The organism is Nonomuraea sp. NPDC003754 (genome assembly GCF_053605785.1).
Map to the genome: position 1 here is coordinate 91,191 of NZ_JBSGJX010000011.1, position 18,301 is coordinate 109,491.

Consider the following 18,301-nt stretch of genomic DNA (forward strand, 5'->3'; position numbering starts at 1 on the left):
GTGGGTGATCAGCCGCGCGTGCGGGGACGCCGCCGAGGTGAGCGACCGGGCGAAGCGCGGCGTCAGGTGATCAGCCGCGGGGACGCCACTCGGCGGCGCCCTGCCGTACGGCGGTGTGGACGGCACGGGCGAGCCTGGAGCCGTAGTCGGAGCGCGGGCCGCCGAACAGTTCCGCCGGGCCCGCCGCGGGAACGGCGACGCAGACGGCGTCGGAGGCGGTGCCCGTGCAGGGGAAGCCGGCCTCGACGAGCGCCTGAGTCTTGGCCTCGGTCGCGGTCATGACCGCGTTGACCAGGGCCGCGTCGGTCATGGCCACCGGGACGGTGATCATGAGGTTGATCGTGCCGACCCGCAGGGGCGCCAGCTCGGGATCGACGTGGTCGGGAGCGGCGGCGGCCCAGGTGGGGACGCGCAGGCCGACGGTCGCGACCGCCTCGACCCCGCCGTCCGAGCCGGTCGTGTAGCGGTCGACGGAGGCCGCGGTCATCATCCCGACGCCCTCCCCGTCCGGGCCGAGGGAGACCAGGTGGTCGACCGGGTCCATGCGCGAGTATCCGGCGACGACCTGGGCGTTCAGCACCCACGAACGCGGGCCGATGCCGCCGCCGAGCATCGCGGAGGAGATCATCCGCCAGCCGGGCCCGAACTCCCACAGCAGCGAGCCGAGCCTGGCCCCTTCCTCGGTCCGGTAGGACAGCTTCAACGGCCCCTCACCAGGTGGACGACGGGCCGCCCGTCGGGGCCCGGCTCGATCTTGACATGCGCGTCGAAGTGCCTGCCCACCAGCTCCTCGGTGAGCACCTGGACCGGCGCGCCCGAGGCCATCGCGCGCCCTTCGGCGAGCAGGAGCAGCCGGTCGGCGTACTGTCCGGCGAGGCTCAGGTCGTGCAGGGTGGTGACGACGGTCAGCCCGTCGGCCAGCCTGAGCTGGTCGACCAGTTCGAGGACCTGCTGCTGGTGACCGAGGTCGAGGGCGGTGGTGGGCTCGTCGAGCAGCAGCACCGGCGCCTCCTGGGCCAGCGCCCTGGCCAGCACGACCCGCTGCCGCTCGCCGCCCGACAGGTTCTCCACCCGCCGCCCGGCCAGCCCCGCGAGGTCGAGCCGGTCGAGCACGGCGGCGGTCACGTCCCTGTCGCGTCTGCTCTCCCGCCCGAGATAGGGGATGTACGGCGTGCGGCCCAGCAGCGCGTAGTCGAAGACGGTCATGTCGGCGGGAAGCGCGGGCGTCTGGGGGGCGAAGGCGACCGTCCTGGCCCGCTCGCGCGGCCGGCCCGGCGGCGCCCCGTCGAACAGCACCGATCCGGCGAACGGCACCAGCCCCATGATCGCGCGCAGCAGCGTGGACTTGCCCGCGCCGTTGGGCCCGATCACGGCCAGCCACTCGCCCCGCCGTACGGTCATGGAGACCTCGGCCAGCACCTGCCGCTCCCCCAGTACGACCGACAGCTCACGGGTCTCGATCACATCCCCGCCCTCCTGGTCATCCGCAGCACGCCGACGAAGAACGGCGCGCCGACGAAGGCGGTGACCACGCCGATGGGCAGTTCGGCGGGGGCGATGACGGTGCGGGCGATGAGGTCGGCCAGGACCAGGAAGGCGCCGCCCCCGATCAGCGACAGCGGCAGCACGATCCGGTAGGAGCCGCCGGCCAGGCGGCGCACCACGTGCGGGACGACGATGCCCACGAAGGCGATGAGTCCGCTGACCGCGACGGCGGCGGCGGTGGCCAGGGACGCGCCGAAGAGCACGGCCAGCCGTACCCTGGCCGCCCTGACGCCGAGGGTGGTCGCCTCGTCGTCGCCGACGGACAGCACGTCCAGCATCCGGCCGTGCAGCAGGAGCAGGGCGCTGGAGCCGACCGCGTACGGCGCGACGAGCGCGAGCTTGTCCCACCCGCCCTGCAGATCGCCGAGGATCCAGGCGTAGACGCGTTCGAGCTCCTCGACCTTGAGCTGCTGGACGAAGGTCTGGATGGCGGTGAGGAAGGAGGTGACGGCCACGCCCGCCAGCACCAGCGTGGCGGTGCCGCCGGAGCGCCCGGCGGTGTTGCCGAGGGCGTAGGCGAGGAAGACGCCGCCGACCGCGCCGGCGAAGGCGGCCAGGGGGACGCTCGCGACGCTGCCGGGCAGGAACACGATCACCATCGTGACCGTCAGGCCCGCGCCCGAGGCCGCGCCCAGCAGGTAGGGGTCGGCCAGCGGGTTGCGGAAGACGCCCTGGTAGCCGCCGCCCGCGACGGCCAGCAGGCCGCCCACGGTGGCGGCCACCAGCACGCGCGGCAGTCTCAGCTGCCACAGCAGGCCCTGCTCGACGGGGGCGAGCCCGGAGTCGACGTGGATCCACGGCAGCCAGTCGGCGGCCTGGAGCACGACCTGCCAGGGCGAGATGTCGGCAGCGCCGCCCAGCAGTCCCGCGATCATCGAGAGCGCGAGGACCGCGAGAGCGGCCGCGACCCACAGCGGCCTGGCCCTGGCGGGCACGTGCGGCTTCACTGGCTCGTGTCGGCCTTCCGCACGGCGTCACCGATCGTGGTGGCCAGGTCCACGATGCGCGGACCCCACCGGGAGGCGATGTCGTCGTCGAGCTGGGTGACGCGGTCGTTCTTGACGGCCTTCAGGTCCTGCCACCCGGGCCGCTTGGCCAGCGTCTCCTTGCTCTGCTGGCAGCACTTCACGTCGGCCAGGAAGATCAGGTCGGGGTCGGCCTGCGCGACGAACTCCGCCGACAGCTTGGGGTAGCCGCCCGCCGCGTCGGGCGCCTTGTCGGCGACGTTGACCAGGCCGAACATGCCGTAGATCTGGCCGATGAAGGTCGTGGACGTGGCGGCGTAGGGGGTGGTGTCGAGCTCGTGGTAGTAGGTGAGCTTCGAGGCCTTCGGCGCCTCGGCGGCCAGCCGGTCGAACGTGGCCTTCATCCCGGAGACGACCTCGTCGGCCTTGGCCTTGTTGCCGGTCGCCACGCCGAGATCGACGATCTCGTCGTAGGCCTCGTCGATCTTGGTGGCGGCGGGCTCCACGAGGACGGGCACATTCACCTTGGCGAGCTGGGCGGCCACCTTGTCGTCGGAGGCGACGACGAGGTCGGGCTTGTGCGCGATGATCGCCTCGACGTTGGGCTTGAAGCCCGACAGGTCGGTCCTGGGCGCCTCGGCGGGGTAGGTGGACATGTCGTCGACGGCGACGACCTGCGGTCCGGCGCCGATCGCGAAGAGGGTCTCGGTGGCGGTCGGCGAGATGGAGACGATGCGCTCGGGCTTCTTGGCGATGGTGACCGCGCCGTTGCCCGCCTGCACGGTGGCGGGGAAGGCGGCCTCCTGCGCGGCGGGGGCGGTGGTCTGGGCGGCCGAGGGGGCGGTGGCCGAGGGGGCGGAGGAGGGAGCGGGAGTCTGGCCGCAGCCGGCCAGGACGACCGTTCCCAGCAGCGCGCCCGCGAAGGCCGTGCGTACGGGCCTCACGAGTAGTCCTTTCACACTGTCGGAACCGAGAGACCCGCGAAGATGCGACGGATCACCCTTTTCCACGAGGGTTGATGACGTCGGCGCGGCGGCAGGCGACCTGGCTATGACAGTTGCGGGACAGCGCCGGACTCGCACCGGACTTCGCTGCAACGCTGCGCGTCGGACAAACGCTATCAATTCTCCCGATGGGCCCGAAGTCAAGGGGTGGCGAGCTGGGCCTCCGCGGCGGCGATGATCTCCTGTAGGTGCAGGCCGCGCGCGGCGTCGAGCGGGTGGCCGCCGCCCCGCCGTACGGTGGTGGCGAACTCCTCGGCCACGCGCGCGAACTCGTCGTCGTCGGAGGCGGGCAGCCGGACGCTGCCCTGCGTGCCGTACACCTCGACCCGCAGCGGCGGCAGGTCGCCCACCGCGGCCATGGTCAGCGACACCTCGCTGACGGCGCCGCCCTCGTGCTCCAGCAGCAGGCCCACCCAGCGGAGCGGGTCGCCGTGGGCGCGGACGCCGACCACCCTGCCCAGGGCGGCGTCGAGCAGGTCGATGACGTGCGGCCCGACGTCGAGGAGCGCGCCGCGCTCCAGCCGCCACGGCGTGGCGAAGTCGCCGCCGCCGCTCAGCACCCCCGAGATGGCGGCGGCATGGCCGCCGAACGCCCCGATCCGGGCGCACCCGGCCAGGAAGTCACGCGTGCCCGGGGAGTAGCGCAGCGTGAGCAGCATCTGGGACGCGACGCCCGCCTCCCCGATCGCGTCGGCCAGCCGACGCGCGCTGTCGAGGTCGGCCGCCAGCGGCTTCTCCAGCAGCAGCGCCTTGCCCGCCTTGGCGGCCAGCACGCCGAGCTCGGCCTGGACGGCGGGCGGCACGCAGAAGGCCACCGCCTCGACGGCGTCGAACAGGTCCTCGATCCGCTCGTGGACGGGAGCACCCAGCCGGGCCGCCGCCTCGGGACGGCGCGCCCACACGCCCGCGAGCCGCGTGTGCGGCCCCTTCGCCAGCATGGGCGCGTGCGCCATCTCCGCCCACGGGCCCGCGCCCACCAGTCCCACCGCCACAGGTTCCACGGCCGTCACTCTAGGCCCTGCCGCGCGTGGATCGCGTGCTCGGGCCGGTGCGCGGAGGTGCCCGAGTCGATGACCAGCGTCTGGCCGGTGACGCAGCGCGCCTCGTCGGAGGCGAGGAAGGCCACCAGCGCGGCCACGTCGTCCACCTCGCACGGCCAGGGCAGCAGCCGCTCTGCCGCCTTGTCGGCCAGCCGGTCGGGACCGAGCGCGAGCCTGGCGGCCTCGGTCATGACCAGCGCGGGGGCCACGGCGTTGCAGCGGACGCCACGCGCGCCGTACATGGTGGCGACGTAACGGACGAACCCGCCGATGGCCGCCTTGGAGGTGCCGTAGGCGGCGTGGTCGACGTCGCCGAGGAGTCCGGACAGGGAGGAGGTGATGACGATCGACCCGCCGCCGCCCATCGCCGGGACGGCGTGCTTGACCATCAGCATGGCGCCGCGCAGGTTGACCGCCATCGTCCGGTCCCACACGGCCACGTCGAGGTCGGCCAGGTCGCCGTCGCGGCCGTAGACGTCGCGGTCGAGGCAGGCGGCGTTGGAGTGGAGCACGTCGAGGCGGCCGAAGCAGCTCACCAGGTCCACCACGGCCGCGGCGACCTGCGCCTCGTCGGAGACGTCACAGGTGATGGCCATGGCCGAGCCGCCCCGCGCCCTGATCGCGGCCGCCGTGCGCCTGGCGGCCGCCGCGCGCAGGTCGGCGACGCCGACGCTGGCGCCCTCGGCCGCCAGCCGCGCCGCGCAGGCCGCGCCGATGCCCGAGCCCGCGCCGGTGACCAGCGCCACCCTGCCGGCGAAGCGGGTCACCACTCGACCGGCAGCGACGGCAGGCCGCGGCCGACGATCGACCGGCGGTAGGCGACGGGCGCGCCCTCGGCCAGGCGCAGCCCCGGCAGCCGGCGGCCGAGCACGTCGAGCGCGGTGCGCAGCTGCAGGCGGCCGAGGGCGGCGCCGACGCAGAAGTGGATGCCGTAGCCGAAGACCATGTGCGCGTCGGCGTTCGGCCGGTCGATCACGAACCTCTCCGGGTCGGGGAAGACGGTCTCGTCGTGGGCCGCGGAGTCGGTCGACAGCAGCACCAGCGCCCCGGCGGGGATCGTCACGCCGTGCAGGTCGATGTCCGTGGCGGCGAACCTGAACGAGCCGAGGGAGGCGCCGTCGATGCGCATGCACTCCTCGGCCGCGCCGGCCACCAGCTCGGGCGGCACCGGCCAGCGGCCCTCCCTGAGCAGCCGCAGGACGCTGTTGCCGAGCTGGTTGGGCACCGTGTCGTTGCCGCCGAGCAGGATCGTGGAGATCAGCTCGACCACCTCGCGGTGCGACAGCTCCTTGCCGATCAGCGCGGTCATGAGCGAGGTGAAGTCGTCCTGCGGGTCCTTAGCCCTCGCCGCGACCAGCCGGTCCACGTAGTCGAGATAGGTCAGGAAGCCGTCGGCGAGCTCGAGCTGCCGCTCCGGCGGCTGCGGCGACAGGAAGAGCTGGAACCACTCCTTCACCCGCCGCTGGACGAACTCCTCGTCGGCCGCGGGCACGCCGATGAAGGCGGCGGTGAGCTTGACCGAGGGCTCGTGCGCGATCTCCTGGACGAAGTCGGCCGCGCGGCGGCCCGCCATGCGGTCGAGCAGGCTCTCGTTGAGCAAGCGGAAGCGCCGCTCCAGCGCCGCGACCGCGCGGGGGGTGAAGGCGCGCGAGACCGAGCGGCGCAGGCGGGTGTGGTCGGGCGGGTCCACGTTGGCCACGAAGCTCGACAGGAACGAGCCGTGCTCGCCCAGCTTCCGCCTGGTCTCCTCGGTGAGGCTGCGCGAGATCGTCAGCGAGCCCCGCGAGGAGAACGCGCGGTGGTCGCCGTAGGCGGCGCGCACGTCGGCGTACCTGGTCAGGACGTAGGCGCCGAGGTGCTCGCTGCGGAAGACCGGCTGCTCGTGGCGCAGCCGTCTCAGGAAGTCGTACGGCGCGGCGACGTGCCAGTCCTGGGTGACGTCGAAGTCCATCCGAAGATCCTCCGCGGGTTGTCGACCAGCATCTGATGGATCTGCTCCTCGGTGACACCTCGTCCGCGCAGCGCCGGCAGGACGTCGGTGGTGATGTGGAGCAGGTGGTAGTTGGGGTGGCGGCGCCGTACGACGTCGTGGTCGAACCGGTCGTTGAAGCAGTAGGAGTCGTGGGACAGGACGAGCCGGCCCGCGTGGCCGCGCTCGCACAGCCTGGCGACCACGCTCACCCTGTCGTCGAAGGAGCTGATCGTCTCGATCCCGAAGCGGTCCATCCCCAGGTAGGAGCCGTTGGCGATGAGCTCCTCCAGGTAGGCGAGGTCGGTGGAGTCGCCCGCGTGGCCGATCACCACCCTGCTCAGGTCGACGCCCGCCTTGGCCAGGACCCGCTGCTGCTCCAGGCCGCCCGGCTGGGCGCTGTGGGTGGTGATGGGCGTGCCCGTGGCCACGTGGGCCTCGGCGACCGCCCTGAACACCCGCTCGCAGTTCGGCGTCATGCCGGCGTGGTCGGTGGCGCACTTGAGCATCGCCGCCTTCACGCCCGTCCTGCCGATGCCCTCGGTGATGTCCCTGACGAAGAACTCCGCCAGCCGGTCGGGACCGCCGAACAGGCTGCCGGGACCGCGGTTGGCGAAGTAGGGCGGCAGCGCGTCGTAGGTGTAGAGCCCGGTGGCGGCGACGATCGTCAGCTCGGTCAGCTCGGCCACCCGCTGGACGGCGGGCACGTAGCGGCCGAGGCCGACCACGGTGAGGTCGACGATCGTGTCGATGCCGGCCGCCTTGAGCGCGTCGAGCTTGGCCGCCGCCTGCCGGGCCCGCGTCTCCAGGTCCCAGCCTTCGGGGATGTCGGGCCAGTTCCACAGGATCTCGGGGCTCAGCCCGAAGACGTGCTCGTGCATGAGCGTGGCGCCGAGGTCGGCCCGGAAGCCGCTCACCGTCCAAGGCACGGGAACCTCGGGTGGTCGAAGGGCTTGTTGACGGCCAGGCCGAGGCCGTCGGTCTGGCCGTACGGCATGCCGGTGTAGAGCGTGTCGGCGTCGAAGTAGGTCACGGTGAACGACAGCCGGGGCGAGCGGTGCCGGTTGGCGGGCGCGCCGTGCACGGTCAGCGCGTGGTGGACGGTCGCGTCGCCGGCCGCGAGGTCCAGCGGCGGCGACAGCTCCAGCTCCTTCAGCCACGGGTGCTGGGTGAGCTGGTCGTCGCCGGTGGTGGTGAAGCTCCTGCCGAGCAGGCCGTGGCGGTGGGAGCCGCTGTAGAAGCGCAGCGCGCCCATGTCGGCGGGCACGTCGGCCAGCGCCAGCCAGACCGTCAGCATGGCCGAGCGGTCCATCGGCATCCACGGGAAGTCCTGGTGGAACGGCGTGGCGCCGTGCCCGTCCGCGCCGCCGCCGTCCTTCACCAGCAGGTTGGTCACCTGCATCCGGACCGCGCTCACGCCGGACAGCAGCCGCACCGCGTTCGGCGCCAGGCGCCTGGTCAGCTCGGCGAACCTCTTGTCCTCCTGCGCGATGTCGCGTGACTGGCCGAAGGCCCGGTCGACGAGGGTGGCGCGGGACCTGGGGCGTTCGCCCAGCCGGGCGAGAGCGCGGTCGCGCAGGTCGGTCGCGGTGTCCTGGTCGACCAGGCGGGCCAGCCGTACCCACCCGTTGGCGTGGAAGAAGGCGGTCTCGCCGGCGGTCGTCGCGCGCACGTCCATGAGCCCAGTGTCTGAGCAAGCGCTTGGTAAAACAAGATGAGTAGGGACCTACTCATGCGCGGCACCCGCGCCGGGCGCACGCTCGGGCCATGACCAGTCTCGACACGACTCCCCGGTCGGGAGCCGACACCTTCACCCGCTACGCCATGATCGCCGCCGCCGTGATCTCGCCGCTGGCCATCGCCGCGTCCATCCTCCTCGCGCCGGGCAACGTCACCGCCGAGGGCGAGGCGTACGTGCGCCAGTTCGTCGCCGCCGCCGGCTCCTACCCGCTGCTCGCCTGGCTGTCGGCGATCAGCTCCCTGACGATCGTCCCGGCCGCGTTCGGCGTGGCCAGGGTCGCCCGCGCCGGCCGGCCGGTGCTCGGCCTGGTCGCCATGATGCTGGCGTTCGTCCTGATCGTCCCGATCGGCGGCAACTCCGACGACGTCCTGTACGCCGGCATCGTGGCGGGCCTGGACCAGGCCACGCTCACCAAGCTCTACGCCGCCTACAACGAGGGGCTGCCCACCTCGATCCTGGGCATGTCGTTCCTGTTCGGCCTGCTGGGCTTCCTGCTGCTGGGCGTCGCCGCGCTCCTCGGCAGGACCGCGCCGGTGTGGGCGGCCATCGCGCTGGTCGTGGCTCCCGTGGCGATCCCGATCTCGTGGTTCGCCGGGCTGGGCAACGTGGCGGCGGGCGTCGCGTGGCTGCTCATGACGGCGGGGATGGGCGGGGTGGCGCTCGGCCTGCTGAACCAGCGCGGAGCCTGACTTCTGGCCGAAAGATCCTTCCCGGTCTAAGGTGTGAACCAAACGCTTGGCCGGGAGGCGTCATGCGGCGGTTCAGGTTCGCGGCGGTCGTCCGTCACGCCGAGTCGGGCAAGGCATGGGCGGAGAAGGCGCGGCGGCTGGAGGCCACGGGGTTCGACGCGCTGCTGGTGCCCGACCACCTGGTCGGTCCCCGCCTGGCCCCCTTCGCGGCGATGACGGCGGCCGCCTGCGCCACCACGCGGCTCAGGGTGGGCACGCTCGTGGCCGCCAACGACTTCCGGCACCCTGCGGTGCTCGCCAAGGAGTCGGCCACCCTCGACCTGCTCTCCGACGGGCGCCTGGAGCTGGGGGTCGGCACCGGATGGATGGCGGCCGACTACGTCGCCGCCGGGATGGAGCTCGACCCGCCCGGCGTGCGGGTCTCCCGGCTGGCCGAGGCGGTGACCGTCCTCAAGGGGCTCTGGGGCGAGGCGCCGTTCTCCTTCACCGGCAGGCACTACCGCATCGACTCCCTGGACCAGCAGCCCAAGCCGGTCCAGCGGCCGCACCCGCGCCTGCTGCTGGGCGGCGGCGGGCCGCGCATGCTCCGCCTGGCCGCCCGCGAGGCGGACGTGATCAACCTCGGCATGCGCGTCCGCGCCGACGGGACGGGGCCCGACGACGCCGACGGCGGGCCGTCCGCGTTCCTCGCGAAGATCGACGTGGTCCGGGCGGCCGCCGAGGGCCGGTACGACCAGGTGGAACTCGGCACGAGCGTCCAGCAGGTCGGCGCCAGACGGTCGAGGGAGTCGTGGAGCGCGGCCGACTCCGCCCCGCAGGCCGACACGCCGCAGGTGCTCCCCGGGACCAGGCAGGACGTCGTCGACAAGCTGCGCCGCTGGCGGGACGATCACGACGTCTCCTACTACGTCCTCCACCACGAGCGCGACCTCGACGCCTTCACCCCGGTGGTGGAGGAGCTGGCGGGCACCTGACCCCACGTCGCCCGGCCGGCCAGGAGCGGAAGCCGGCGCACTCCCCCTGCCGGTCAGGGGATCAGGACCACCTTTCCCGACGTCGCCCTGCTCTCCAGCGCCGCGTGCGCGGCGGCCGCCTCGGCCAGCGGGAACACCTGCACCTGCGGCACCAGGCGACCCGAAGCCGCCTCCGCCAGGGCCCGCTCCTCCAGCTCGCGCAGCCCGCCGGGCCGGCTGAGGATCCGCTCGATCGCGTAGATCGACGTGATGTCCTTCGCCTTGATCTCCTCGGGCGCCGACGCGCCCGCCTCCTCGCGCGAGGCGTTGCCGTACACGATGTGCCGCCCGCCCGCGCCCAGCAGGGAGAACGCCTCCCTGCCCCGGCTGCCGCCGACGCCGTCGAAGACCAGCGTCACCTCGCCGACCCGCGCGCTCCAGCCGGGCACGTCGTAGTCGACGGCGCGCCCCGGAACCGTCGCCACCTTCGCCGGCCCGCCCGCCGCTCCGACGACCTCGGCGCCGATGTGGCGGGCGTGCTGCACGAGCAGACGGCCGATGCCGCCGGCCGCCGAGTTGACCAGGATCACGTCGGCCGCGGTGGGGGCGCCCAGCTCGATCAGGGCCATCGTGGTGGTGCCCGTCACGATCATGGCCACCGCCTCCTCGAACCCGAGGCCGTCGGGTACGGCGTGCAGCGCGCCCACCTCGGCGACGCTGAGCTCGGCGTAGCCGCCTGGCCTGCTGGCGCCGGTCACCACCCGGCGGCCGATCCACGACTCGTCGACACCCGGGCCGACGGCGTCCACCACGCCCGCGACCTCGCCGCCGAAGACGGTCGGCAGGTCGGGGACCGGCGGCCCGATGGTGACGCCGGTGCGCAGCAGGGTCTCGATGAGGTGCACGCCCGCGGCCTTCACCACGACGCGCACCTCGCCCGCGCCGGGGACGGGGTCGTCGACCGTCTCGTAGGTCAGGTTCTCCGCGGGCCCGAAGGCGTGCAGGACGACGGCGTGCATGAGGCTCTCCATCCGGTGGGTGGTCGTTCCACCGCCACGATGCAACCTCAAGCGGGGTTGAGGTCAACGTGGCGGCCCGTGGGACGCCCCCCGGCGGGCCGGACGCGGGCGGTCGGCGATGATGGTCCTGCTATGGATGACATGATGCTCTTGAGACACGGCGAGACCGAATGGAGCAGGACGGGCCGCCACACCGGCCGTACCGACCTGCCCCTGACCCCCCACGGCGAGGAACAGGCCAGGGCGCTGACGCCGCTGGTGAAGGCGCGCGCCTTCGACCTGGTGCTGGTGAGCCCCGCCGGCAGGGCACGCCGTACGGCGGAGCTGGCCGGGCTGACCGACTACGAGGTGGACCCCGACCTGTGGGAGTGGGACTACGGCGGCTACGAGGGCATCACCACGCCGACCATCCGCGAGACCCGTGCGGGCTGGTACCTGTGGCGTGACGGCGTGATCCCCGGCGACGCCGAGCATCCCGGCGAGAGCGTGGAGCAGGTCGGCGCGAGGGCCGACAGGGTGATCGAGCGGGCCAGGGCCGCGAAGGGCTCGGTGGCGCTGGTCGCGCACGGGCACTTCCTGCGCGTGCTGACCGCCAGGTGGCTGGGCCTGCCGCCGCGTGACGGCAGGTTCTTCCGGCTGGACACGGGGACCTACTCGCGGCTCGGGTTCGAGCACGCCGAGCCGGTCGTCCTCAACTGGAACGCCCCGGTCTAGGCGCGGGCGGCAGCCGGCTCGGGCGCCAGCCGGCTGCCGGGGAAGGGCACCAGCATGGTCTCGCGCCAGGGGCCCGACAGGTAGGCGCGGGCCCGCTTCCCCCAGGTGAGCAGCCGCTCGTCGGGCACGACCTCGTCGTCGAGCCCGAGGGCCGCGTCCCTGGCCCGCTGCACGGCCAGGTGCGCGTCGAGGGTGGTGCCCCACACGGTGACGACCTCGGTGTCGCACATCAGCACCTCGTACAGCCCGACGAGCGTGTGCCCGTGGTCGCGCAGGATGGGCAGGCGTTCGGCGCGGACGGCTTCGAGGTAGTCGAGGGCGGCGCCGGGCCGTACCGTGGCGCTCTCGAACAGGAACAGCGGCGCGGGCGCGGCCGAGGCGAGCGGGGGGCTGCCGTGGACCGCGCCGAGCGGCCGGGAGAAGGCCGAGAAGCGCAGGTCGTCGATGTCCGACAGGAACAGGCGCGCGTCGACGCCCGAGTAGATCTCCATCATCTGGCGCCAGCCGCCCTCCCACCCGCCGTGGCAGTCCCACAGCGTGACGGCCTTGAACTGGTGGTGGCCGGTGATCCCGACGGCGTAGAAGGCGCCGACGAGATCGATCTCCCGCGACCGGATGGACATGCCCTCGGTCAGCTCGGGCGCCTGGCGGCCGGCGTCCTCCTGCTTGTAGCGGGTCAGCCAGGTCAGGTACTCCAGCGGCCGGCGGGAGTTCATCGGCCGGAAGTCGACTTCCTCGAGCAGGTGGATGCCTCGCCGCACGGCGGCCTCCCGAGATCGAACCAAGCGATTGCTCGGGATGATATCAGGCGATGGCCGGAACCGGCTGGGGCCCGCGCCCCGTCAGCCACTCCAGCACGCGCCGGTGCCCCGAGGTGGCGTCCTCGAAGTGACCCCAGTGCCAGTAGCGGGGCTGGTCGCGCACGCCGGTCACCCAGGTGCGGTAGGAGACCACCCCGTCGGGCACGGCGGAGCCCACGCCGTAGGTGCGGATCACGACCCTGCCGCCCGGTGCGATCAGCACGTCGTCGGCGATGGGATAGAGCGTCATCTGATCGAGCATGAAGAGATCCTGCTTGAGGGACGAAACCGGGGGATTTCCCGTCCGGCGCACCCGGGTTACGCGGGTGCGCCGGAGGTGAACACCGTGTTAAACCAGCAGACCGTCGAACTCCCCGTCCTTCACCCCGAGCACCAGCGCCCGGATCTCGTCACGGGTGTAGATCAACGCGGGGCCCTCGGGGAAGCGGGAGTTGCGGACCGCGATCCCGCCGTCGGGGAGCTCCGCGAGCTCCACGCAGTTGCCCTGCGAGTTGCTGTAGCGGCTCTTCCGCCAGGCGACCTCGGTGAGGTCGGTGGCGGGCATGCCGTTGTAGGTGTGCTCCATCTACATCTTTCTGAGAAGACCGTCGATGAGCTCCACGGTGCCGCCCGGCGTGGTGCTCTCCACGCACAGCTGCTCCATGGCGGTGAGGTACGGGTCGATGTCCTCACGCTTGTCCAGGTACAGGGCACCCCAGAGCTGTTCGACGTAGACGACGTCCGACAGGTCGGACTCGGGAAACCGCATGATGCTGAACGCGCCCCCTTCGGCGGCGTGCATGCCGTACCGGAAGGGCATCACCTGGATGGTGATGTTGGGGAAGGTCGCCACGTGCAGCAGATGCTGAAGCTGTTCGGACATGACCTCTCGGCCGCCGATGGTCCGCCTCAGGGTCGCCTCGTCGATGACGGCCCACAGCCGGGGGCCGTCTTTCCGGGTGAAGCGCTCCTGCCGCTGCATGCGCAGATGCACGCGCTGGTCGATGTCCTGAGGAGAGGCGTCGGGGTTGCCGAGCTGGTAGACCGCCCTGGCGTAGTTCGCCGTCTGCAGCAGGCCGGGCACGAACTGCACCTCGTAGGTGCGGATCAGGCTGGCGGCCTCCTCCAGTCCCACATAGGTGGTGAACCACTGGGGCAGGACGGCTGAGTACTTGTGCCACCACCCGGGGGTGTTGGCCTCGCGGACCATCTCCAGCAGGGCACGCCGCTCGGCGTCGTCGACGACGCCGTACAGCGTGAGCAGGTCTTCCACATCACGTGTCTTGAAGCCGACGCGGCCGAGCTCCATGCGGCTGATCTTGGACTCGGAGGCCCTGATGTGGAATCCGGCCACATCACGGGTGAGTCCGCGCTGCTCGCGCAGGCGACGCAGGCTGGCGCCGAGCATGATGCGCCGAACGGTTGAGCCAGAACCCGGCGGATCCATGGACACGTGCTGCTCCTTGGTCGTTTCCGTACCACACAGTCTGTCACTTCGCGCCCCAAAGATCATGGGTCGCGGCAAGATCCCCCTTTGCCACCTGATTCACCGATACAGGGCAAACGGTAGCGGTTGCCCATCCCTTCTGCACGTGCATTCGCTCTTGCACCTGCACGAGACTCTGCCTCAGAATGATCACCGTGCAGTCCACCAAACCCCTCGGCCTGTGGACCACGCTCGACTGGTGGCCCCCGGTCGGCTGGTGGCCTGAGGCGGCGCGCGACCTCGTCGTCCCTGGCACGGCGGTCGGCGCCAGCGCGACCTTCGTCCTCCCCCCGGCGGCCTCCTCCGTCCACTCCGCCCGCAGCTTCACCGCCGGCACGCTCGCCGGCTGGAAGCTGGAGGAGATGGTCGACAGCATGGAGCTGGTGGTCTCCGAGCTCGCCACCAACGCGCTGCGCCACGGCCTGACGCTCGACGAGCCGCGCCGGCACGAACCCGTGCGCATGTCGCTGGTGCGCAGGGGCGCGCTGGTCACCTGCGCCTTCACCGACCCGGCCGCGGCCGTGCCCGTGCTGCGCTACCCCGGGCCGCTCGACGTGGGCGGGCTCGGCCTGCACATCGTGGAGTCGCTGAGCATGCGCTGGGGCTGGTCGGCGCTCGCGCCGTACGGGAAGATCGTCTGGGCGGTGCTCTCCTGAGGTCGGCGCGGCCCTCCCCGCGCTCCCGGTGACCTCTCCGCGCTCCTCCCTGTGCTCTCCATGCGCTCTCCCCACGCCTTCTCCACGCTCTGTCGCATGCACGCGAAGGCCCGGACACCCCGGCATGGAGCGCGTATGCTGAGGTCTGCCTCGTAGTGAGGCCCACGTGGATGATCAAGGCTCACGGCGAGTCCCCGCGCGCGACCCACTGAGAGTGCTGACAGATGGATGATCACCTGCTCGGCTGGCTGCGAACACTGGACGAAGCGAGGCTCGCCCGCGTCCTGTCCAACCGACCGGATGCCATAGCGGCCCCCTGGCCGCGCCGGCTCGACACGCTGGCCCAGCGGCTGGGCAACGGTTTCGCCGTCATGGAGGCGATGCGGGCGTTGCCGCTGCCCTGCCTGGAGATCGCGCAGGCGTGCCTGGTGCTCGGCGACGGCGTGCCGCCCGACCGGCTGGCGCGCTTCCTGGACGCCCCGGTCGAGCAGGTCGTCCCCTGGCTCGACGTCAGCTACGACCACGCGCTGGCCTGGCCCGACGCCGACGGCGGCATCCACCTGGCCGCGGCGGTCGCGCGCTGGTGGGCGGCGCCGCTCGGCCTCGGCGAGCCGCTCGACCACTACCTCAACTCCTGGACCATCAACAACGACACGCTGCGCGCCCTGGCCCGCAACCTCGGCCTGCCCGCGCACGGCAGCAAGCGCCGCACGATCGTCAGGGCGACGGAGGTGCTGTCCGACGGCGAGCGGCTCACCGCCCTGCTGCGCAACGCGCCCGAGGGCACCGAGCGCCTGCTGGCCGACTTCGCGTGGGACGGTCCGGTCCGCGACGTCGACGGCGGCGCGTTCGTGACGCTCGGCACTCCGGAGAAGTGGGCGGCCGACCACGGCCTGCTCTACCGCCCCCGCTGGGAGGTGGCGGAGATGCCGCGCGAGGTGGCGCTGTCGATCCGCGGCCCCGGCTACCACCCGCCCTTCACCCCCGAGCCGCCCGAGGTGCCGACGATCCCGGTCGACCCCGAGGAGGTCGACCACCTGATGACGCTGGCCGCCCCGCACATGGTCGAGCGCTGCGCCACCCTGCTCGACAACACCGCCAAGACGCCGCTGCCGCTGCTGAAGACCGGCGGGGTGGGCGTGCGCGAGGTGCGCAGGGTCGCCAGGGAGACCGGCTGCGACGAGGACGAGACCCGGCTGCTGCTGGAGATCTGCGCGGTCGCCAGGCTGCTGGCGTGGGACGAGAAGTCGGGCGGCATGGTGCCCACCGACCGGTACGACAGGTGGCGGCTCGACGAGGGCTCGGCCAGGCTGCGGCTGCTGCTGTCGGCCTGGTGGCGGATGGAGCGTTCGTCGCTGCGCAAGGTCGAGGGCAAGTACCCCACGGTGCTCGGCGACGAGCGGAGCGGCGCGGCGATCGCCCGCGTGCGCAGGGCGCTGCTGGGCGTGCTGTCCCACCTGCCGGCGGGTACGGCCTTCGCCGACAGGGGCAGCCTCGTGCGCAGCGCCCACTGGCACGCTCCCCTGCTCGACCAGGCCCTGCTGGCCGACTGCGCCGCCGCCGTGCTGGAGGAGGCCACGCTGCTCGGCCTGCTGGCCAACGACGCCCTCACCGACCTCGGCCGGGCGCTGGCCGGGCTGAGCGCCCACGCGGGCGAGGAGAACGACGACGCGGTGCCGCTGGTCGAGCACGATCCCGTCCTGGTCGAGGTCTCGACGCGGGCGCTGGCCAGCGTGCGCAGGAGCGCGCTGTTCGGCGCCGACCTGACCGCCGTGGTCACCGGGCCGCCCTCCACCGAGCTGGCCGAGCTGCTCGACAGGGTGGCCGAGCGGGAGTCGCGCGGCGCCGCCTCGGTGTGGCGCTTCACCGCCGAGAGCGTGCGCGGCGCGCTCGACCGGGGCTATGACGCCGACGAACTGCTGGCCGAGCTGGGCGAGGTCGGCACGATCCCGCAGCCGCTCGACTATCTCGTCCGCGACATGGCGCGCCGCCACGGCGAGGTGACGGTGACGACGGTCGCCTGCATCGTGCAGGCCTCCGATCCCGCCCTGCTGGCCGAGATCGCCCACAACCGCGGCCTGTCCCGGCTGGGCCTGCGGCTGCTGGCCCCGACCGTGCTGGTCAGCTCCACGCCGGCCGAGCCCACGCTGGCCGCGCTGCGGGAGAACGGCTACGCGCCCGTGCCGATCGCCGACACCGGCGAGATCGCGGTCAGGCGCACCAGAGTCGCCGGTTCCGAGGATCCGCAGAACGGCAAGCTCATCCTGCTGCCCGGCGGGCAGGTCGCCGAGGTCGACGCCCCCGCGCACATCCTCGCCGAGCCCGCGCCCGACCCTCACGAGCACGCCCGCCGCCTGCTCGGCGCCCACGACAGCGCGGAACAGAGCGGGCGCACCTGGGCGGTCATCGGCAGGAACGCCACCAGGTTGCCGACCGCCCAGCAGTCGCTGCTGGGCCTCGTGGTCGACCGCGGGGTACGGGCCGGCATCACGCTGACCGACGGGCTGACCGCGACGATCAGCCACGGCGAGCTCCGCGGCGGCACACTCGACGCCTGGTGCGAGGAGGCGGGCGACTACCTGGAGTTCCCGCTGACGGAGATCGTCGAGGTCAGGGGAGCTTACTAGCCTTCCCCAGGTCGGCCACCAGGCCCTCGAGCAGGTCGGCCCACTTCTGGTAGCTGTAGGGGGTCTCGACCCACATCGGGTAGACCTGGCCCTTGGCCACGGCGGGCAGCTTGGCGAAGGTGGGCTTCTTCTTCATCTCCTCCAGGCCGAGGGCCTGGGTCCTGCTGTCGAACAGGATGACGTCCGCCTCGTACTTGTCGGCGTTCTCCCAGCTCAGCGACTCGAAGTAGCCCTGGGCGTCGACCTTCGGCTTCACGATGTCGAGCCCGGCGTCGCTCAGCAGCTTGAAGTCCGGCACCATCTCGGGGGTCGAGACGTACATCGCGTCGGGGCTGCCGGAGACCAGCTCGATCGTCAGGCCCTTGGCCGCGAGCTTCCTCAGCGCCTCCAGCGCCGCCTCGTAGCGGGCCCTGGCCTGGGTGATCTCGGGGGCGGCGAGGTCGGCGCCGAGCTTGGCCGCCAGGTCACCGTACTTGGCGATCACCTCGGTGGCGTTCCTGCCGGTGAGCATGACGCCCGCCGTCGGGGCGACCTTCTCGATCGTGTCCTTGGACTTCTCCGGCACGTACCACAGCGTGTCCTTCAGGTACATGCTGCTGACCAGCAGCTCGGGCTGCAGGCCGATGTACTGCTCGACGTTGAACTCGTCCCAGACGTTGCCGAGGCCCGTCACCTTGGTGATGTCGACATTGCCCACCTGGGGGTCGCGCTCGCCGTTCGACAGCTTGTGCGGGCCGAAGACGGCGATCGGCTTGACGCCGAAGTCCCACAGCGCGGCGGCCGAGCCGACCTGGGCCACGATCCTCGCCGGGGTCTTCGGCAGGTCGATCTTCCTGCCGCGGTCGTCGGTGTAGGTGAAGGAGGCGGCCGCGGCGCCGGCCTGCGCGGGGGAGGCGGGGGCGGACGCCGACTCCCCGCCGCACGCGGCGAGGGCCAGAGCGGCGCCCAGGCCGGCGGCCGCCGCGAGCAGTCCTCTACGGGATACCGACATCTTCCTACTCCTTAGGCGAGGCTTACCTAAAACAGACGGCGGTTAGCATAGCCTTACCTTCCCTTTTCCCGGGACCCGCCCTCCTGCAATGCCGTGGCGCCG

The 18,301-nt window shown here is 72.4% G+C and carries 19 protein-coding genes and 1 pseudogene; 5 read left to right on the top strand and 15 right to left on the bottom strand.

Annotated elements, in window-relative coordinates; genetic code table 11:
* Positions 1-70 precede the first annotated feature (70 nt).
* From ACWEVS_RS16245 to ACWEVS_RS16285, 9 genes and pseudogenes are all read right to left on the bottom strand, one after another.
* The gene (locus ACWEVS_RS16245) at positions 71-703 is read right to left on the bottom strand and encodes an adenosylcobinamide amidohydrolase (protein WP_452412854.1); all 633 of its coding nucleotides are present in this window, start codon (positions 701-703) and stop codon (positions 71-73) included.
* Positions 700-1,416, bottom strand: a pseudogene (locus ACWEVS_RS16250) (ABC transporter ATP-binding protein); the annotation flags it as partial. The gene ACWEVS_RS16245 and the pseudogene ACWEVS_RS16250, both read right to left, overlap by 4 nt.
* Before the next feature lie 44 nt (positions 1,417-1,460).
* On the bottom strand, positions 1,461-2,420 hold the full coding sequence (locus ACWEVS_RS16255) for a FecCD family ABC transporter permease (RefSeq protein WP_452552202.1): 960 nt from the start codon (positions 2,418-2,420) through the stop codon (positions 1,461-1,463).
* Between the two features lie 68 nt (positions 2,421-2,488).
* Entirely contained in the window at positions 2,489-3,454 is a 966-nt protein-coding gene (locus ACWEVS_RS16260) for an ABC transporter substrate-binding protein (RefSeq protein WP_452412853.1), read from the bottom strand.
* A gap of 200 nt (positions 3,455-3,654) precedes the next feature.
* Positions 3,655-4,515 (bottom strand): Gfo/Idh/MocA family protein, encoded by an 861-nt coding sequence (locus tag ACWEVS_RS16265; protein WP_452552096.1) that lies wholly within the window; start codon positions 4,513-4,515, stop codon positions 3,655-3,657.
* Positions 4,516-4,520: 5 nt separating this feature from the next.
* On the bottom strand, positions 4,521-5,321 hold the full coding sequence (locus tag ACWEVS_RS16270) for an SDR family NAD(P)-dependent oxidoreductase (RefSeq protein WP_452552098.1): 801 nt from the start codon (positions 5,319-5,321) through the stop codon (positions 4,521-4,523).
* On the bottom strand, positions 5,318-6,505 hold the full coding sequence (locus tag ACWEVS_RS16275) for a cytochrome P450 (protein ID WP_449916350.1): 1,188 nt from the start codon (positions 6,503-6,505) through the stop codon (positions 5,318-5,320). Before ACWEVS_RS16275 ends, ACWEVS_RS16270 begins: the two co-directional genes overlap by 4 nt.
* A complete protein-coding gene (locus ACWEVS_RS16280; RefSeq protein WP_354913025.1) occupies positions 6,451-7,452 on the bottom strand; it encodes a phosphotriesterase family protein in 1,002 nt (333 codons plus the stop codon). Before ACWEVS_RS16280 ends, ACWEVS_RS16275 begins: the two co-directional genes overlap by 55 nt.
* A complete protein-coding gene (locus ACWEVS_RS16285) occupies positions 7,437-8,201 on the bottom strand; it encodes a phytanoyl-CoA dioxygenase family protein (RefSeq protein WP_452552101.1) in 765 nt (254 codons plus the stop codon). Before ACWEVS_RS16285 ends, ACWEVS_RS16280 begins: the two co-directional genes overlap by 16 nt.
* 89 nt (positions 8,202-8,290) lie before the next feature.
* On the opposite strand from ACWEVS_RS16285, the gene ACWEVS_RS16290 reads away from it, so the two are divergent.
* Positions 8,291-8,953, top strand: a complete 663-nt coding sequence (locus tag ACWEVS_RS16290) for a hypothetical protein (protein WP_452552103.1) — start codon at positions 8,291-8,293, stop codon at positions 8,951-8,953.
* A 62-nt stretch (positions 8,954-9,015) separates the two neighbouring features.
* Complete coding sequence (locus ACWEVS_RS16295) at positions 9,016-9,927, top strand: TIGR03621 family F420-dependent LLM class oxidoreductase (protein WP_354913030.1); 912 nt, start codon at positions 9,016-9,018, stop codon at positions 9,925-9,927.
* A 53-nt stretch (positions 9,928-9,980) separates the two neighbouring features.
* Here the strand turns inward: ACWEVS_RS16295 and ACWEVS_RS16300 are convergent, their stop codons facing one another.
* Positions 9,981-10,925 (bottom strand): zinc-binding dehydrogenase, encoded by a 945-nt coding sequence (locus tag ACWEVS_RS16300; protein WP_452552105.1) that lies wholly within the window; start codon positions 10,923-10,925, stop codon positions 9,981-9,983.
* 132 nt (positions 10,926-11,057) lie between these two features.
* On the opposite strand from ACWEVS_RS16300, the gene ACWEVS_RS16305 reads away from it, so the two are divergent.
* Positions 11,058-11,639 (top strand): histidine phosphatase family protein, encoded by a 582-nt coding sequence (locus ACWEVS_RS16305; protein WP_354913034.1) that lies wholly within the window; start codon positions 11,058-11,060, stop codon positions 11,637-11,639.
* Here the strand turns inward: ACWEVS_RS16305 and ACWEVS_RS16310 are convergent.
* The 4 genes from ACWEVS_RS16310 to ACWEVS_RS16325 form a co-directional block, all read right to left on the bottom strand.
* Positions 11,636-12,400 carry a hypothetical protein gene (locus ACWEVS_RS16310; RefSeq protein WP_449916363.1) on the bottom strand — a complete coding sequence of 255 codons (765 nt, stop codon included), beginning with the start codon at positions 12,398-12,400 and terminating at the stop codon, positions 11,636-11,638. The genes ACWEVS_RS16305 and ACWEVS_RS16310 overlap by 4 nt on opposite strands.
* A gap of 43 nt (positions 12,401-12,443) precedes the next feature.
* On the bottom strand, positions 12,444-12,701 hold the full coding sequence (locus ACWEVS_RS16315; RefSeq protein WP_449916365.1) for a hypothetical protein: 258 nt from the start codon (positions 12,699-12,701) through the stop codon (positions 12,444-12,446).
* A gap of 87 nt (positions 12,702-12,788) precedes the next feature.
* On the bottom strand, positions 12,789-13,025 hold the full coding sequence (locus tag ACWEVS_RS16320) for a DUF397 domain-containing protein (RefSeq protein ID WP_183658472.1): 237 nt from the start codon (positions 13,023-13,025) through the stop codon (positions 12,789-12,791).
* The gene (locus ACWEVS_RS16325; RefSeq protein ID WP_354913195.1) at positions 13,026-13,847 is read right to left on the bottom strand and encodes a helix-turn-helix domain-containing protein; all 822 of its coding nucleotides are present in this window, start codon (positions 13,845-13,847) and stop codon (positions 13,026-13,028) included.
* Between the two features lie 224 nt (positions 13,848-14,071).
* Between ACWEVS_RS16325 and ACWEVS_RS16330 the strand changes: the two genes are divergently transcribed.
* Together ACWEVS_RS16330 and ACWEVS_RS16335 are read left to right on the top strand one after the other, a co-directional pair.
* A complete protein-coding gene (locus ACWEVS_RS16330; RefSeq protein WP_449916370.1) occupies positions 14,072-14,581 on the top strand; it encodes an ATP-binding protein in 510 nt (169 codons plus the stop codon).
* Positions 14,582-14,805: 224 nt separating this feature from the next.
* Positions 14,806-17,208, top strand: coding sequence for a helicase-associated domain-containing protein (locus ACWEVS_RS16335; protein WP_449916371.1), 2,403 nt, complete (start codon positions 14,806-14,808; stop codon positions 17,206-17,208).
* Here the strand turns inward: ACWEVS_RS16335 and ACWEVS_RS16340 are convergent.
* Entirely contained in the window at positions 17,192-18,199 is a 1,008-nt protein-coding gene (locus ACWEVS_RS16340) for an ABC transporter substrate-binding protein (protein ID WP_452552107.1), read from the bottom strand. The two genes, ACWEVS_RS16335 and ACWEVS_RS16340, sit on opposite strands and share 17 nt — an antisense overlap.
* Between the last annotated feature and the right edge of the window lie 102 nt (positions 18,200-18,301).

What these genes read in the sequence shown, in the direction of transcription:
- ACWEVS_RS16315 (WP_449916365.1), bottom strand. Translation starts at nt 12,701, where the DNA reads ATGCTCGATCAGATGACGCTCTATCCCATCGCCGACGACGTGCTGATC.
- ACWEVS_RS16305 (WP_354913034.1), top strand. Translation starts at nt 11,058, where the DNA reads ATGGATGACATGATGCTCTTGAGACACGGCGAGACCGAATGGAGCAGG.
- ACWEVS_RS16335 (WP_449916371.1), top strand. Translation starts at nt 14,806, where the DNA reads ATGGATGATCACCTGCTCGGCTGGCTGCGAACACTGGACGAAGCGAGG.
- ACWEVS_RS16330 (WP_449916370.1), top strand. Translation starts at nt 14,072, where the DNA reads ATGATCACCGTGCAGTCCACCAAACCCCTCGGCCTGTGGACCACGCTC.
- ACWEVS_RS16275 (WP_449916350.1), bottom strand. Translation starts at nt 6,505, where the DNA reads ATGGACTTCGACGTCACCCAGGACTGGCACGTCGCCGCGCCGTACGAC.
- ACWEVS_RS16255 (WP_452552202.1), bottom strand. Translation starts at nt 2,420, where the DNA reads ATGATCGCGGGACTGCTGGGCGGCGCTGCCGACATCTCGCCCTGGCAG.
- ACWEVS_RS16340 (WP_452552107.1), bottom strand. Translation starts at nt 18,199, where the DNA reads ATGTCGGTATCCCGTAGAGGACTGCTCGCGGCGGCCGCCGGCCTGGGC.
- ACWEVS_RS16295 (WP_354913030.1), top strand. Translation starts at nt 9,016, where the DNA reads ATGCGGCGGTTCAGGTTCGCGGCGGTCGTCCGTCACGCCGAGTCGGGC.
- ACWEVS_RS16300 (WP_452552105.1), bottom strand. Translation starts at nt 10,925, where the DNA reads ATGCACGCCGTCGTCCTGCACGCCTTCGGGCCCGCGGAGAACCTGACC.
- ACWEVS_RS16320 (WP_183658472.1), bottom strand. Translation starts at nt 13,025, where the DNA reads ATGGAGCACACCTACAACGGCATGCCCGCCACCGACCTCACCGAGGTC.
- ACWEVS_RS16285 (WP_452552101.1), bottom strand. Translation starts at nt 8,201, where the DNA reads ATGGACGTGCGCGCGACGACCGCCGGCGAGACCGCCTTCTTCCACGCC.
- ACWEVS_RS16290 (WP_452552103.1), top strand. Translation starts at nt 8,291, where the DNA reads ATGACCAGTCTCGACACGACTCCCCGGTCGGGAGCCGACACCTTCACC.
- ACWEVS_RS16325 (WP_354913195.1), bottom strand. Translation starts at nt 13,847, where the DNA reads ATGCTCGGCGCCAGCCTGCGTCGCCTGCGCGAGCAGCGCGGACTCACC.